Annotated in this window: 11 protein-coding genes; 7 read left to right on the top strand and 4 right to left on the bottom strand. The window is 39.9% G+C overall.

What is annotated here, in order from left to right; genetic code table 11:
• The first annotated feature begins 11 nt into the window (after nucleotides 1-11).
• Together FQ608_RS03355 and FQ608_RS03350 are read left to right on the top strand one after the other, a co-directional pair.
• Nucleotides 12-2,018, top strand: a complete 2,007-nt coding sequence (locus tag FQ608_RS03355; protein WP_158856401.1) for an FAD-dependent oxidoreductase — start codon at nucleotides 12-14, stop codon at nucleotides 2,016-2,018.
• A gap of 361 nt (nucleotides 2,019-2,379) precedes the next feature.
• Nucleotides 2,380-3,015, top strand: coding sequence for a hypothetical protein (locus FQ608_RS03350; protein WP_158856400.1), 636 nt, complete (start codon nucleotides 2,380-2,382; stop codon nucleotides 3,013-3,015).
• A gap of 136 nt (nucleotides 3,016-3,151) precedes the next feature.
• Here FQ608_RS03350 and FQ608_RS03345 read toward each other — a convergent pair whose 3' ends face one another.
• The 3 genes from FQ608_RS03345 to FQ608_RS03335 all read right to left on the bottom strand — a co-directional run bounded on the left by FQ608_RS03345 (nucleotide 3,152) and on the right by FQ608_RS03335 (nucleotide 4,723).
• Complete coding sequence (locus FQ608_RS03345; protein WP_158856399.1) at nucleotides 3,152-4,156, bottom strand: SDR family NAD(P)-dependent oxidoreductase; 1,005 nt, start codon at nucleotides 4,154-4,156, stop codon at nucleotides 3,152-3,154.
• Between the two features lie 208 nt (nucleotides 4,157-4,364).
• Complete coding sequence (locus FQ608_RS03340) at nucleotides 4,365-4,604, bottom strand: tyrosine-type recombinase/integrase (protein WP_158856398.1); 240 nt, start codon at nucleotides 4,602-4,604, stop codon at nucleotides 4,365-4,367.
• The gene (locus FQ608_RS03335; protein ID WP_158856397.1) at nucleotides 4,574-4,723 is read right to left on the bottom strand and encodes a hypothetical protein; all 150 of its coding nucleotides are present in this window, start codon (nucleotides 4,721-4,723) and stop codon (nucleotides 4,574-4,576) included. The genes FQ608_RS03340 and FQ608_RS03335 overlap by 31 nt, the downstream gene beginning before the upstream one ends.
• A gap of 30 nt (nucleotides 4,724-4,753) precedes the next feature.
• On the opposite strand from FQ608_RS03335, the gene FQ608_RS27975 reads away from it, so the two are divergent.
• Nucleotides 4,754-5,125, top strand: coding sequence for a DUF6922 domain-containing protein (locus tag FQ608_RS27975; RefSeq protein WP_394351628.1), 372 nt, complete (start codon nucleotides 4,754-4,756; stop codon nucleotides 5,123-5,125).
• 154 nt (nucleotides 5,126-5,279) lie between these two features.
• Here the strand turns inward: FQ608_RS27975 and FQ608_RS27970 are convergent, their stop codons facing one another.
• Nucleotides 5,280-5,360: a GIY-YIG nuclease family protein gene (locus FQ608_RS27970; RefSeq protein WP_394351627.1), complete on the bottom strand. Its 81-nt coding sequence runs from the start codon at nucleotides 5,358-5,360 to the stop codon at nucleotides 5,280-5,282.
• 253 nt (nucleotides 5,361-5,613) lie between these two features.
• On the opposite strand from FQ608_RS27970, the gene FQ608_RS03325 reads away from it, so the two are divergent.
• From FQ608_RS03325 to FQ608_RS03310, 4 genes are all read left to right on the top strand, one after another.
• Entirely contained in the window at nucleotides 5,614-6,936 is a 1,323-nt protein-coding gene (locus FQ608_RS03325; RefSeq protein ID WP_158856396.1) for a site-specific integrase, read from the top strand.
• Between the two features lie 19 nt (nucleotides 6,937-6,955).
• Entirely contained in the window at nucleotides 6,956-7,834 is an 879-nt protein-coding gene (locus FQ608_RS03320; protein ID WP_158856395.1) for a hypothetical protein, read from the top strand.
• Between the two features lie 740 nt (nucleotides 7,835-8,574).
• Nucleotides 8,575-9,354, top strand: coding sequence for a M15 family metallopeptidase (locus tag FQ608_RS03315; RefSeq protein ID WP_158856394.1), 780 nt, complete (start codon nucleotides 8,575-8,577; stop codon nucleotides 9,352-9,354).
• Nucleotides 9,355-9,390: 36 nt separating this feature from the next.
• Nucleotides 9,391-17,103, top strand: coding sequence for a SpvB/TcaC N-terminal domain-containing protein (locus tag FQ608_RS03310; protein ID WP_158856393.1), 7,713 nt, complete (start codon nucleotides 9,391-9,393; stop codon nucleotides 17,101-17,103).
• The last annotated feature ends 293 nt before the right edge of the window (nucleotides 17,104-17,396 follow it).

The following is a 17,396-nucleotide window of genomic DNA, read 5'->3' as shown; positions in this document are numbered from 1 at the left end:
AAGCTGAAACTATGAACATCTTGAAATTATTTTGTGTGCTCGCTTTTCTCTCATTTTCCTGCAGTCAAAAAGAGGAACGCCCAACTTATGACGTGGTTGTCTATGGGGCCAATTCTGCGGGAGTGATAGCGGCCTATACGGCCAAAACTATGGGTAAATCGGTGTTATTAATCGAACCCACCAACCATTTGGGTGGCTTGACTACCGGAGGGCTGGGATATACTGATATTGGGAATAAATTTGCCGTTACGGGTTTGTCCCGTGATTTTTACAGGAGATTGGGGGATCACTACGGGAAATTTGAACAGTGGATTTTTGAGCCCAGTGTGGCGAAAAAAACCTTTCAGGAATACTTGGACAAAGCAGGTATTGAAGTTCAATACGGATTGAGAATTATCGGAGTAGAAAAATCGGATGGAAAGATCAAAAGCATTGAACTTGAAAATACCTTTAGCCCGTCCTCTGGTTCAAATCAGACGGTAGCGGGTAAGGTATTTATTGACGCCACCTATGAAGGGGATTTAATGGCAAAAGCTGGAGTCTCCTACGCCATAGGCAGGGAGCCCAACTCCCAATATGGAGAAACCTACAATGGTGTACAGCTTATGACGGGTCATCAGTTTCCCGATGGGATTGATCCCTATGTGGTTCCCGGTGATCCTTCCAGCGGCCTTCTTTGGGGCATCAGTGATGGGGAATTGGAGCCAGATGGTGCCGGAGACGATAAAATCCAGGCGTATAACTACCGGATTTGCCTGACCAATGATCCGGCTAACCGCATAGAGATTACAAAACCCGACGGCTATGATCCATCCATGTTTGACCTGCTTGTACGCTTGTTTGAAGCCCAGCCGGACAGAACGAATTTGGGAAACTATTTTATCTGGAGCCGCATGCCAAACAACAAGACCGATATCAACAACCGGGGGGGATTTTCTACCGACATGATAGGTATGAATTATAATTACCCGGAAGGAAGCTATGAAGAGCGGCAGGAAATTATCGATGCTCACACCCATTATACTAAATCCCTTCTTTACTTTTATAAAACCGACCCTCGGGTGCCTCAGGAGCTTCAATCCGCTATTCAGGAGTGGGGATATCCCAAAGACGAGTACACGGATACTGACAACTGGTCGCCGCAGTTATACGTGCGTGAAGTTCGCCGTATGGTAGGAGAATACGTAATGACACAGGCCAACTGTGTGGGAGATGAAGTGGTGGAAGACGGGGTTGGAATGGCCGCGTATACCATGGATTCGCACAATATACAGCGCATCGTGATCGAGAAAGATGGAAAGAAAATGGTGAAGAATGAAGGGAACGTAGAAATTGGCGGTTTCGGGCCTTACCCTATTGCTTACCGTTCCCTAATACCCAAAAGGGCTGAAGTACAAAATTTGTTTGTTCCTGCGGCACTTTCAGCTACGCATATTGCTTTTGGTTCCATCCGTATGGAACCTGTCTTTATGGTTTTGGGTCAATCGTCAGCCGTTGCGGCAAGTATGGCTATAGACGGGGACTTGGCCGTGCAGGATGTTGATGTCTCAGCTTTACAGCGGGAATTGAGAGAAAATCCGCTTGCAGATAAAAGTACTGCTGAAATATTGGTAGATAATGATGATGCGGGAGTTGAGATCCAGGGAGACTGGGAGCGGGTAACCCGAGGAGGATATGGCCCAAGTTTCTTAAGGGAACTTTCCAAAGGGCAACAGCCTGCATCCGTAAAGTACGTTCCCAGCATTCAAGATGCAGGAGAGTACGAGATATTGGTCTATTTTTCCCGTACAGCCGATGAAACGCAGCAAACCCAGGTTTTGGTTTCGGATGGAAAAACCGAAAGAACCGTTACCATCAAGGAATCTGATATCCGTGTAGAAGGGCAAACCTCAGGGGAGTGGGTGTCCATAGGTACCTACACGCTTAGTCCGGGCAAGGATTCCCACGTTACCGTCACCAATCAGGATGCCGATGGGGTAGTAGTGGCAGATGCGGTGCTCTGGGTACCTGTCAAATAGGAAAAAATTGTAAGAAAATTGAGTTTAGTCTCTTAACAATGCACAGTCAATTCAAAAAAAATGCCCCAGTTTACAGCTGGGGCATTTACTTCATGTATTTTTAATTTCATAATAATTCTCTATCAGCCTCAAAATCGGTGCTTACTTTACGGATATCTGAAAGAAATAATGGGTCTTTGGAAGCTTTTTTGAGTAGCTTATTTTTCTCCTCACTTGTTTCATATATATCTTCAATAATAACCCTAACCCGTTTTTTAGCCTTAAATACAGATCGTGAAGAGGGATAATATCGGGTTGATATCATATATTGTAGCCTAATAGATTAATTGAAAAACGTTAAGCCAATCCTATCGATAGACCCATGAAAAAGTTCACACTATTTTGCACAGTTACCTTCTTTTCAGTGTTTTTCTGCTCCATAATTTGTTTCGCTCAACAGGAGGAGAAGTTGCTGTTTAGGGAAGACTGGAAAGAATCTCCCGCGGAAATACCCGTAAACCAATCTCATCTCAGTAGCGTGGACCTAATTCTTCACCTGTATGGTGCCGCCAAAGATCATCTTAAAAAAAGCAACCATCCTGAAATACCCAACGATCCCTATTATATATGGTCTGGGCTATGTGAGGGAAACTGGGCCATGGCGCTCTCCCATCCTGATTTTAATATGGACCTGAGTGGAGAAGGGACCGTCAAATGGCTCAGCAGGCAGACGGGGTTTAGGGTGCTTCGGGTACTTCTGGAACTTTCCGATAGAACTTGGATAGTGAGTGAAGTAGGATCCGGTTATACGGAAGATTGGGAAGAATCTGAATTTCAGTTGAACAAAATAACTTGGAGAAAGCTAAATATGGACGGTATCACTGAAGGAGCACGGATAGATCAACCCGACTTAAGTGCGGTAAGAAAAGTTGGTGTAACGGATTTGATGTCCGGAGGAGGGACTCCTGCTTCGTCCAGGCTGGATTGGATTGCTGTGTATGGGAAAAGGGCTGAATGATGTCAATTGGAAGACTCGAATCCGCAACCTTTCCAAGAATTGGGAAAGGTACTCTAAGCAGCTGAGCTATCAGGGATCAGACAATTAAAAATTTTCCGCTCTTTTTTCAGAAATTTTCCCGCTGAAGAGTTTTTGTCTAGCTTTTACGATATCGTGAAATGGTGCGTTCAGCTTCCAACGTGTCAATCCAGGCTTGTTCCACGCTACGAAATCGTATCCCTAACTCACGCTCTGCTTTAGCCGCTGAGAACTGGAAACTGGAAAAAGCAGCCAGCGCGAATTCCTGGCCAAACACGATGGGTAAACCTAAAACCCGTTCGATGGGTTCACATACGCGGTTGAATAGCATGGCCATCGGTTTTGGCATCCAGAACAGTGTCGTCTTGAAACCGCCCGGTGTTTGTTTCCACAAATCGAACATGTCCCGGTGCTGCATAATGCCGTTGCTCAATATGTAGGTTTCGCCACTCTGACCATGCTCGACGCAACCTACAATTCCTTCGACAACATCATCCACATGAACGTGAGCGCGCAGACCATTCGCTGCAAAGAGTACCGGTGGAAGTAAGCCACGCACGTACATGCGAGCCATGTAGCCTAGACCCGTGTGATCGCCCGGCCCTATGACACCAGCCGGACATGCAATGACGACTGGCGCACCATCTTGCTGAAGTTTCTTGGCGAATTCGTGTGCTTCGGTCTTAGTCTTCTCATAGGAACTTTGCGGCGGGACACGACGCTGGAACCTCTCGTCCGCTACTACATCACCGGTGTCGCCAAAGGCCAAGATCGTGGATGTATATACTATCTTTTGAATGCCTAACTCAACAGCCAACCGAAGCGTATTTTCTGTGCCCTGCACATTGATTGCTTGCATTTTGTCACGTGCGGATTTGGAAACCCCGAACTCGTACCAGGCGGCATTGTGTATCACGGCGTCAGTACCACTCATGCCTTCGCGCATGGACTCGAGATCAGTAATGTCACCTTGGATTAGTGTAGCCCCCATGGCTTGAATTGATTTCGCTTCGTTACTATCTGGCTTCCGAACCAAGGCAATAACTTCCCAGCCGCGCTGAACAAGAGCTTGGGTTAGTAGTTGACCTATAAAACCAGTGCCACCAGTTAGAAATACCTCCATGATCTATCACCTCCGCAGGCTTTAACAGAATCCGCCCAACATTGTTTATGCTGATCCAAATAATACCCAGAATTTTGATTAGTAGTACACATAATATACAAATAATGCGTTATGTTTTACCAACTTAAATCTTTGAAAACCAACAACTGTCACAATTAGCTTATTATAAATGGATTTTATACGGATCCGCATAAAACCCCTGGATTATTCAAAGTTCATCCATCGGGCTGCGAACCCCGGAAGGTCCACGATTCAATACATGCGTGTACACCATTGTGGTTTTTATATCCTTGTGTCCCAAAAGCTCCTGAACCTTTCGGATGTCGTATCTGCCCTCTAGCAGATGTGTGGCAAAAGAATGCCGAAACGTATGACAGGTTGCCCTTTTTGTAAGACCGGAATTGGAAACGGCATCTTTTATAGCCCGTTGAGTGAGGCCATCATCCATTTGTCACCACTAAGCTCCGCAAGCACAGCTTTAACCTCCTCTCGGGTCATCACCACGGGCGGTCGCTCTGGCTTCCGTGCACGTATTACATTGCCCAAATCTCCAATTTCCCGGTTCAATACCTACCGATTCAAAAATAAACAGCATTAATTAGAAAAGCCAATTCCATTGTCGGAAAAATTGGGAAGATTCGTCTCTCCGATTATTTTCCAATTTTTTGGGAGGTAGATTTAAATGAACTGGATTACAAAAGAGACGCTGATTTTGTCATTTCAAGGGTAATGGATTGGGGGGATTGTAATAATGCCTGGGATAATTTAGAATTACTATATCCTAAAGACTTGATTAAAATTTATTGTGTACATCAGGCACAGATTTTTGGCAATGAAAACATTGAGAGGCTGGCCAGCAAATTCGGCCTGAAACCGGAACAGTTTCCGAGATACGTCAGAAAAGAAACCAAAATTTCCCGGGGGCTGGGTATGTTAACAGCCCTAATAAAAGAAATACATAGAAAATAAATCGATTTTGATTGTTGCTAGAGTGTTAAGGTTCCAAAGTCTAAATCTGAAAAATGACTGATAAATAACCTATGGCCAAAATGTTGGACTACTCGCCGTTTGGAAAACAATCAATATAGATCACAGGTTTTTCGCAGTATTTTTTCGGTAATTTCTAGTTGACGTGTTTTTCCAGCCTTTTATCCGGATCTTGGGATGAACCTATATAATAGGTACCGTCAAGTTCTGAATGGATGATGTAGATATATAATAAGCCATAAACAAAAAAAGCCCGGGAAAACCCGAGCTTTTATGCGGAATGGACGGGACTCGAACCTTTAGTTATGCTATAAACATGATTGTCCATAATTAGCTTATATACATATATATAGATATATCAGTCCAGTAGCTTTGATCAACTATGACCACATTTAATGCAAAAAATAGCCCCACAATTAGCCCCACAAAATAAAAATGATTAATTTTAGGGAATCAAACATTGGAGTAAGATGGAAGCTACATTGAGATTCGAACTGAGATTGGACACGGTCAACAAAAATGGTGAACACCCATTAATTTTTATTATTCGGATAGCTGGACAACGCCGGAAGGTTTCCACCGGGATTACCCTGATTCCAGAACTGTGGGACAATCAACACCAACAAATCGTAAGTTTAACTACCAAATTAAAAATTCAGTTGGGAAAGAAGTATGGAGAGAACCTTCCGACTAAACACCAGCTGATTCAATATCAGGATCAAATTTCAGCATTGATGTCGGATGCAAGAGCTGTAGAATCAAGGTTTATATTTGAGAAGACCCCCTATAGTGCTGATATGATTGCAGAAGAGATCAAATTACAACAAAAGCAGGCAACGAAAAAAGAAGACCCATCCAACATCGTCTACGATTTTATTGATCAATACATTGAAGAACATAAGCATATAAGAGAAAAAGGAAGCCTTACGGTCTATAAGTCATTGAAAAAACACTTGACGAATTATCAAAATCATTCACGATCAAAAGTAAGGTTTGACCAAATCGATTATAATTTCCTACAGGCTTTTCAGGGATTCTTGATTAGTTGGGAAGAGACAAACGAGAAAACGAAGCGGGTAAGTAGTTTAAATAATACCACCATTTCAAAACAGCTAAGAACATTAAAAACCTTTCTTAGCTATGCAAAAAAGAAGGGCATATCCGTTAACCCCGGGCATAAAGATTTTTCCATTAAGGAATATAAAATGGAAGTAATCGCATTGACGCAAGCGGAACTTGATCTGTTGTTAGGTCTGGAACTTAATAGCAATAAACGCTTGGATCAAGTTCGTGATGTTTTTTGCTTCAGCTGCGTTACCGGGTTCAGATATTCCGACCTTGAACAGTTGCATCGTGGTCATATCAAAAATGATGAGATAAGATTAACTGTAAAGAAAACTAAAAAGCCTTTAATTGTTCCCCTTAATAGGTTTTCAAAAGGAATTCTGGAAAAATATGAAGAATTGGCCGCACCTCTACCGATAATCTCCAACCAAAAATTCAACAAATATATCAAAGAGCTATGCAAGCTGGCTGGGATTGATGATCCAGTTGAAATAATCAGGTACAAAGGCGCGACTAAGCAATCTACCATTTACCGGAAGCACGAAGTAATCAGTGCACACACCGGGAGAAAAACCTTTGCCACTCTCTCCCTAGAAAAAGGGATTCCCGCAGAAACAGTGATGAAAATAACAGGCCATGCGGACTACAAAAGCTTTCAACGCTATGTGAAGGTTACGGAAGAAAGAAAAAGAAACGAGATGCAGAAAGCCTGGGGTGCTCCCGTATGAGATAGTAATTCATTTTACCATGGAAAAGTTCGATTCAAATAGACCATTATGGCTGTATAAGCTACGGGAATACTTGCTGCTCTTTGATGGCGGCACCGAAGAAGAAAGGATGCTTGCCTATAGATACGGGTGGCATATTTTTTCAAGTAACAGGCAGCACTTCGAGGATTTTGCCCAATTTATCAAGCGTAGAAAATGGTTTGTTTACTTGTCACTCGTTTATCCTATACTTTTTGCTTCTATCAGCATGCTCTTGGCACTGTCTGTTCTTACGATTGAAATAGCCTTAAAAATTCCGCTAGCCCTTATCTTTTCAGGGATAACGGCAGGAATAATCTACAACCTGATAGGCAATACGTTCAAAAACATCCGGGAGACTGGAATTTTCCTGAAATATGTTGACCCTTACCAAAAGCTCGACAATTTTCGGGAATTCGAAAATCTGGATTTTTTAGATAAAGACAGTGCAATTACTTTCTATGAGAATATGCGTTCCAATAGAGATTTTCCACCTATAGATACTTTGACAGGCACTCTTGATAAAACCGAAAAATTACTGGCTATTGATTTTTTGTTGGGTGGTCCAGGGATCACGAACGAACTGATCAACAAACTGTGCCTTGACTCAAATTACAGTTTGTCAAAGGAGGGGATTTACCGGGTACTTGGTGAAGTTTTGACAGCCTCTCCGGATAATATCAAAAAGGATATAACTAGGGGCGTCAAAGAAATAAGGACTGGGCAATCTCTCTCCTTGAAAAGAATCGAACAGCTTAGAAATGTCAAAGCGGTTTTCCGCCAATCGAAATTGCCTTTAAAAGCACTTGAAATTGAGAGGTTGACTATGTCCACCGGAAATCTAAAATATGATATAAAAAATGATGGTTCCGACTTCTAACATATAAATTATTAATATTTTTTTATCAAATATTAACCATCTAGTATCTACAACAAGAATTTTCGATCAAAGGTACAAAACATCAATGGTTTTAGCCTCGAAACTTTTATTTACAAGAAGCTGAAAACTGCAAATGAAAATTTTAGAGTACAGCTATCCTATAAAACCTGGAAAATTGCCAAGGTCAATGAATAGCCTCAAATCGAATCTGAATTCAGGTCTTGCCTAAAAAGATGGGGTTTTAATTATCACACCTTCTGACTCATGATGTGGATGAATAATGTGAGAATTAATCATAAAAAATATGTATTTGATAATGTATAATTCGCACCTTAAAATTTTAATGTTTCCTACCCCATTTTTCTTTGGTTTTAGCCCCTACAGACAGCTTTTGGCGAAAAGGTATTAAAAGATAATGATCGAAAAAGAAACCTACATGTCTTATATAGAAATTAAATTTGGTTAATTAAAACGTATTTTTATTTTTAGTTAGAGAATAAATTGCCTATATTCAAATATTATTCGTTTTGAAAGTTTTTATATTTAGGCTTTTAGTAACGCAGTGATTATTTACGAATGGTATCTTATCAATTTTCCATTCCAAAAAATCGGGTAACCCAATTATTTCCTCTGGGTTTTAATTTTCCAAATACAATGTTTTTATAGCATCGCCGAAATGAATTCGGGGTCAGGAATTCTTATGTCCTAAAGCTAACTCTAACCATGAAATTCAAGTCAAAGTGAAAATCTTAAGATTACATTCCACCGGAACAGATGTCAGGAAATGGCAGCTATTTTTATTAGGAGAAGGGTACAGTTTACAAGTAGACGGTAAATTTGGCTCCAACACCGAAAGACATACTAAAGCATTTCAACAGGTCAATGGATTATCAGCTGATGGCGTAGTTGGCCCTAAAACATATGTAAAAGCCTTCGAAAAAGGCATGCCTTTTCTTACCGATCCAGGAGACACCTCCGAAACAAGTTTAAACTGGCCACCTAGTCCAGAATTCAATAGGCTCAATAATCTTGCAGATAAACAAAAGCATTTTGGAAAGTTCAATTTTACACGAGTGGCTAATAGTGATAATATCAATATTACATGTAATTGGTATCGAGATAAAATGACCTCCATAAATATTCCTGTTATAAAGCATTTTGAGAACGGATCTAGTAGTGGAAATGTGCCTTTTCATAATAAAGTAGCACATCAATTAAAGGGATTATTTGAGGCATGGGAAAAGGAAGGATTATTGGATCACATAAAATCGTGGGGAGGCACTTATAATCCGCGATTAATGAGAGGGGGATCTAATCTAAGCCATCATGCTTTCGCAACTGCATTTGACATTAATGTGGCATGGAATGGGCTGGGCCACACTCCCGCTCTGGTAGGCCAGGAAGGTAGTGTCAGAAAACTGGTTCCCCTAGCCAATAAATACGGCTTCTTCTGGGGTGGACATTTCAATTCCCGACTTGATGGGATGCATTTTGAGATAGCCAGGGTTTTGCCAGTTTGAAATAGAGGTCTTCGAAAATCACACTCATAAAAAAGGATGAAAGAGCAAACGCAAAATAACGCATCTTCGCAATTCCTCAAAACAGATGGCGGAAAATCAAAATCCAATGCCATTGAGGTCCCTTCAATTTCACTACCTAATGGAGGTGGGGCAATAAAAGGTATTGACGAAAAATTCTCTGTGAATGCTGTCAACGGCACATCTTCCTTTTCTATTCCCCTACCCTTTTCCCCTGCTCGGGGAGCTTCCCCTGATTTAAGCCTTACTTATAATTCAGGTGCTGGAAATGGCATTTTTGGTTTAGGTTGGAGTTTGAGTTTAGGGTCAATCAAACGCAAAACAGATAAAGGTTTACCTCAATATATTGATTCTATTGATTCCGATACTTTCTTATTTTCTGAAGCAGAGGATTTGGTTCCTGAGTTTGACAAAAATACCGATGGAAGTTTTCAAAAAGATGCGCATGGAGATTATGTCATTAAAGAAAGGTCCTTTACTTATGAAGGAGATAGCTACACAATCAGAAATTACAAACCCCGTATAGAAGGGTTGTTTGCACGGATAGAACGCTGGACTGATGATACCTCTGGAAGAATTAAATGGAGGGTAATCACAAAAGAAAATACTACTACGCTTTTTGGATGGACTGTTAATTCCATCATTGCAAATCCGGATGATACAACAAAAATTTATGAGTGGTTACCTGAATTTGTATTTGACGGTAAAGGAAATTGTTCCCATTACATATACAAAAAAGAGGATAGAGTTGGTTTTGATGAATCGTTGCTACACAACCGAAACCGCATAAAAAATGGTGAAATTTCATATACCAATCTTTACCTCGATAAGGTGCTTTATGGTAATAAGTCGCCCTTCTTAAAAATTGGGGAAAACCTACCAGAAGAATCGGATTATATGTTCCAAACTATTTTTGACTATGGGACTACTGATATAGACAGTGATTCTCCTGAGAAGATTAATTTATGGAAATTCAGACCTGATGCTTTTTCTGATTATAAATCAGGATTTGAAATTAGAACTACACGGTTATGCAAGAGGGTTTTGCTGTTTCATATATTTGAAGAATTGGCCTTATTACCTGATAAATCTGACAGAAAAACACTAATTAGATCAGTTAATTTAAAATACGATACCTCTGCGGAACAGGATTTCACTTTCCTAAAGGCGGTAACTTCTTATGGTTATATTAAAAAGCCAGATGGTTCTTACTCCCACAAAAAACTCCCTCCTATGGAGTTTGAATACCAACAACATGATTGGAGTAAAGAAGTAAATACTATTTCACCTGATGCATTGATTCATGCGCCTGCAGGTTTGGATGAACAGCAATACCAATTCACTGATTTATTCAATGAAGGCTTATCCGGCATTCTGACTGAACAAGCAAATGGATGGTATTATAAGCATAATTTGGGTCATGGGAAATTTGAACAAGCCAAACTAATATCTCCTAAACCATCTTTTGTCGGACTTGGTGCCCAGTTACAATTGGCCGATCTTGATAGTGATGGTGGCAAACAATTGGTGAGTTATGGTGCTGAACCCAAAGGTTTTTTTGAACTGGATGATGATAATGAATGGAGTGGTTTTCGTTCATTTAAAGCCTTACCAAACATAGATTTTGGTGATCCCAATACCCGAATGCTGGATCTTGATGGTGATGGAAGGCCAGAAGTAGTGATTTCTGAAGATGAAGTTTTCACCTGGTACCCATCAGAAGGTAGAGATGGATTTACGGCAGCAAGAAAAACTTCTAAACCATTTGATGAAGAAGAAGGCCCGCATATCATCTTTGCAGATTCACAACAAACCATCTATTTGGCTGATATGTCAGGTGATGGCATGACAGATATTTTGAGGATCAGAAATGGTGAAACCTGCTATTGGCCAAATTTGGGTTATGGTAAATTCGGAGCAAAAGTTGGTGTGGACAATGCTCCCGTCTTTGATCATCCCGATTCTTTTAATCCCGCTTATTTAAGACTTGCTGATATAGATGGTTCTGGTACTTCTGACATCATATACTTGGGTAAAAACAAGTTCAGTTGCTGGAAAAACCTAAGTGGGAACCGTTTCAGTACAACTCCATTTAAAATTGACTCCTTTCCTGAAATTCATTCACAGGCAAAAATAACTGTTACTGACATACTTGGTAATGGAGTGGCCTGTATTGTATGGTCAAGTCCATTGTCCAAAGATTCTAACATCCCACTACGGTATATTGATCTGATGAATAGTAAGAAACCCCATATAATGGTTTCTTATAAAAATAATTTGGGCAAAGAAGTTTCATTGGAATATACACCATCCACTAAATTTTATATTGAAGATAAGCTGGCGGGAAAACCATGGGTAACAAAATTGCATTTTCCTGTCCATTGTATTTCCAAGACCACTACGGAAGATAAAATATCAGGGGCTAAATATGTAAGTAGATACAAATACCATCATGGATATTACGACCATGCTGAAAGGGAATTCAGGGGCTTTGGCATGGTGGAACAAACAGATGCCGAAACCTTTGAGCAATGGGTAAAGAGTGATGCAACAAATATTACCGATGCTACTTTACACCAGGAACCTGTTATTACAAAAACATGGCAGCATACTGGTGCATTTTTACAAAAGGACAAAATCCTGAATCAATTCGCTGAGGATTACTGGTATGAGGAAATGATGTGGCAGGGATATCAGGTAGCACACTATGAGATACCTCTACCTGATGCCCGAATAATTGTTGCTCCTGGGATAGAGCCTTCAATACTTGACCAATTGTCTGCCCAAGAATGGCAGGAGGCTTTACGGGCCTGTAAGGGAATGGCTTTGCGTTCCGAGACATTTGCGAAGGATGCCATTAAATATAATAATTCTGAGGAAGCCCTTATAAGAGAACTTAAGCCTTATTCAGTATCCACCCACAATTGTGTAATTGAGTTAATACAACCTAAGGGCAAGAACGAACATGCTGTTTTTGTAGTGAAAGAAAGTGAGGCTATATCCTATAGCTATGAGCGAAACGCAGAAGACCCCAGAATAGCCCATAACTTAAATATCAGATTGGATGAATACGGTAATGTGTTGGAATTCGCTTCTGTCATGTATCCAAGGATCCTTGTAGATGAAACACTTCCTAAAAAAACCAAAGACGAACAAGCCAAAACGGTGATCATTTACACACAGAACCAATTTACAAATGATGTCCTTGATGAAGATATACATTACCTTCGATTACCTTCTGAAGTAACTACATTTGAATTGAAGGGGGTGGAAAAAGCTAATACTTTCTATTCACTGACAGACTTTGATGATATACTGACCGATGCGAAGTCAGATACAGCTCATTACCATGAAATAGATAAAGATTTGGTTGATGGAAAGGCGCAAAAAAGACATATTGAGAATGTTAGGTCCACTTATTATCGAAATGATTTAACAGGGGCTTTGCCTTTGCATCAGTTAGAGTCACTTGGTTTGCCTTTTGAGAATTATCAACTTGCATATACACCAGAATTAATAACAGATATTTTTGGGGATAAAGTCAATGAGGATGAATTGGATGACCTTTTAATTGAAGGTAGATTCACCAACAGCGAATCTGATAACAATTGGTGGATTCGATCTGGATCGACCCAGTTCAAAACTGACTTAGAAAGCCCAGCAGATGTCCAAGCCCGTTTTTATAGTCCCATATCATATACTGATCCTTATGGAGCTGTTACCAAAGTAAGATACTATAGTAATTATTTTCTCTTCATCGAAGAAACTGAAGATGCATTGGGAAATAGAAGTTCGGTCGACCTTTTTAATTTCCGTACACTTTCTCCTATGAGGATGAAAGATTTTAATGGAAATCTTTCGGAGGCCATGAGTGATGAATTGGGTATGGTAAAGGCGGTGTCTGTGATGGGTAAAGGAGAAGAAGCCGATGTACTAACAGGTATTACTGAAAGTACGGAAGAAGAATCAACATTAATTGAAGGTTTCTTCCATGCTCCCAATTCCGATGAACTTACCAATAAAGGGAAGAGCTTGTTAAAGCGTGCCACTTTAAGATTTGTATATGATTTTGAAGCCTATATTACCTCTGGAAAACCCGCTGTAGTTGGGTCCATATCACGGGAACAGCATTTCAGCCAGGCGGAAGATTCCCCAATCCAAATTGCATTTGAATACTCCAACGGTATCGGCGAAGTAGTGATGAAAAAAGTGCAGGCTGAACCAGGACCTGCTAAGCAGGTAAATGTCAATTCTGATCATTCTATTGAGATAAATGTAATCAATACCGCTTCATTGTCACCAAAACAACTTCGCTGGATTGGAAATGGAAAAACCATCAATAACAACAAAGGTAATCCGGTAAAGCAATATGAACCATACTTTTCTGTGGACTGGCGTTATGAAGATTATAAGGAGTTGGTCGAGACGAGTGTAACACCTATTATGTACTACGATGCAGCAGGCCGACTAATAAAAACCGAACTGCCCGATGGTACTTTTTCTAAAGTAGAATTTGATTCCTGGAAGCAAACAGAGTATGATGCCAATGACACGGTTCTGGAATCGAAATGGTACGATGACCGAATTCACCGAAGAATTGATGAGGAGCTAACAGATGCAGGTAAAAACCCTGAAGCTGAAGAAATAGCCGCAAAGAAGGCTGCCATTCATGCCAATACACCCAAAGTATTTCATTTAGATACACTGGGAAGGCCAGTTTTATCAATAGAGCATAATAAAATTAAAAATGAGGATGATTATGATGATGATTTCTATCACACCCACGTGCATTTGGATACCGAAGGCAATCTAAGAACTGTCACAGATGCAAGAGAAAATACAGTTATGCAATATAAATACGATATGCTTGGAAATCTGGCATATCAAGATAGTATGGATGCCGGAAAACGCTGGTTATTGGTCAATATACTTGAAAACCTGCTTCGCACATGGGATGAAAGGGGCCATGAGTTTCAATATTTTTATGACTTAGCCCAAAGACCTACTCATAGCAAAGTGATTGGGGGTGATGGAAAAAAAGCAGACGGTTCAGATGATCCACTAAACCATATTTTTGATAGGGTGATTTATGGAGAGAGTCTTTTAACTGAAATACGAACTGATGAAAACAGATTTAATGAAGATTCATTAAAAGGTCGAAATATTCTTGGGCAGGTTATTCAGCATTATGACACTGGAGGATTGATTGATACCCCTAATTATGATTTTAAAGGCCAACCCATTTCCACTACCCGAAAGTTATTTAAAAAATATAAAGAAGTGGCTAATTGGATTGATGCCAATTTGAATACTGATATAGAAAATGAAGATGTTTTTACATTCACTACGGTCACTGATGCTTTAGGAAGAATTATCCAACAAACTGCACCAGACAGAAGCATTATCACCCCTTCTTATAATGAATCTGGTCTATTAGATGGAGAAAGTGTTTTGCATTCAGGTTCGTCCAATACTTCTGTTTATATCAAGACCATAAATTACAACGAAAAAGGACAAAGAAAAAAAATCATTTATGGCAATGATGTAAGCACTAAATTCTATTATGATACAGAAACCTTCAGGCTAAAAAGATTAGAAAGCAAAAAGCTGACGGGAGAAGTTCTCCAGGATCTGTTTTACAATTATGATGCAATAGGAAACATTACCCATATAGAAGACAAAGCAATCCCTACAAGTTTTTTCGCAAATTCAAGTGTTAAACCAATAAATGAATATACTTACGATGCTTTATACCGCCTGATAAAAGCAACAGGCAGAGAAAACAATTCATCTTTAAATTTTGGCACTTGTGACAATTGGAATGACAAGCCCTTCCTCCATAACATAAATCCAGTCGACTCTATAGCTATAAGTGATTATACTCAATGCTATAAATATGATGAGGTGGGGAATATTAAGGAGGTGAAACACAAGTCTTCATCTCTAGGTGGAGACTGGACAAGAGGCTATAAATATGAAACAGCAAACAACCGACTCGAAAGTACAAGTATTGGAGATAATGAAAACCCAGCCAACTACAATAAATACAAACATCATTTAAAGCATGGATATTTGGAAGAGCTGCCCCATCTTAAAAAAATAGGATGGAATTTTAAAGAAGAAGTAGTCCTTACTACTCGCCAAGTTTGTGCTGATGGCGATGTACCTGAAACTACCTATTACCAATACGATGGCAGCGGACAGCGCATTCGAAAAATCACCGAAAACTTCGGAGCTTCAGGTGGTACTGTCACCAAGAAGGATGAACGCATTTATATAGCGGGTTATGAATTGTACAAAAAGCATAGCGGTACTAATTCCGGTTTAAAAAGAGTAAGTCTTAGTCTGATGGACGAGGGGCATCGTTTCATAATGGTAGAAACCCGAAATAATGTGGATGATGGAACGGAAAAAAAGTTAGTAAGATACCAGTTACATAATCATCTAGGCTCTTCCTCTCTAGAATTGGATGACCAAGCAAATGTCATTTCGTATGAAGAATACCATCCTTTTGGCACTACAGCCTATCAGGCAAAGAACGCCTCTATTAAATCTGCAGCTAAACGATACCGATATACGGGAATGGAGCGGGATAAGGAAACGGGACTTGAATATCATGCGGCAAGGTATTATTTGCCTTGGTTGGGAAGGTGGTTAAGTGCGGATCCGATAGGAATTGGGGATGGGGTGAATGTGTATCAATATGTAAACAACAATCCAGTTATTCTTTTTGATCCAAATGGAATGCAGTCATATTCAAATTCATTACAAAATGCGAATATTCAAGATCCACTTCAGAATGAAACAGGTGAAAGTTACTCTTATTCAAGTGCTTCATCAGAATATAACATACAAGATCCACAAATTGCATATAAGTTTGAAAGAGTTAGCCAGCGAGGACAAACGTTAGAAATAACACCCTTCGGAATTCCAATACTTACAGCAAATATCACTCAATTCGGTTATAACCTTACCAGTTTTGCATTTGGCTCTACGGGAGGACTTGGCTCAACGGTTGACAGTAATAACCTTAATATCACCCAGGGCAGAGTTTTGAGCGGTACTATGGGAATAGGGCCAGAGGCAAATAGTCTCTTGCAGTATAGACTTTTCCAGAACTCAATACCAATTGAAGACAGCGTGAATAGCTGGTTTTCATTATTATTGGGAGTGGCACAATACAGCCATCATGCAGGTGTTGATTTATCTCGTGTTCATCAAGATTCGAAAGACTTAGTAGGTATCTTCGGCTTTCGAGCTGGAAATTATTTGTCTTTTCTCACCTACAATGATGTAGTGTTTGGACGTGATCATTTATGGACTGCGGGATTAACTCTGAGCTTTGGGCCAGACTTAGGTCGAAGAACTCCCATCATAGGGCCATTTTGGGGTAAAGAAACTACACTAACTTTAAGTTATGATGCATTCACTGGTACTTTTGCTGGTAGAGACCAAATATTCGATTGCCCTAATAGCCCTCAGGGAGGTTGTTATATCCAGACGCCAGAAGAAGCAAGTTTTAACAGAAATGAATGGGTGGCTACTCTACGTAACAAAGACACGTTCCTCAAGATGACTATACTCCCAAATCGTAAATTAAATGCACAGCACTGGGTTCACGGAACAGGTCCTTCATGGATTGCGATTGCTAAAGAATCCGCTGAATTTGTTTATTCTCACGAGCAAAGAGGAATATATGGGTTCATGTTAAATTTCGGTTCAAGCTTCTAGGACGGATAAATAAAGTGGTTGTACAATTTGTTTTGATTTAACAGCCATTAGTAAAGCTTGCTGTTTGATTAAATTGAAAAGTTTTTTAACAGAATAAAGCCTTTCGCCTTTTGTAACAATGATTTAAAAAAAGAGCTGTAATGATATAGTTATAATTGTATTGAATCAATCATCTATTAATTAAACCCCAATAAGTCATTAAATACGTAATAAAAGTATCCCCAGTCACTGAACAGATCAAAATCGTAAGAGAAGTATATTTTGAACTTCTTGGTATAGAAAATAGACGAAAG

It is taken from the genome of Lunatibacter salilacus, from assembly GCF_009797935.1.
Lineage (GTDB): Bacteria > Bacteroidota > Bacteroidia > Cytophagales > Cyclobacteriaceae > Lunatibacter > Lunatibacter salilacus.
This window is presented reverse-complemented; position numbering and strand designations above follow the sequence as displayed.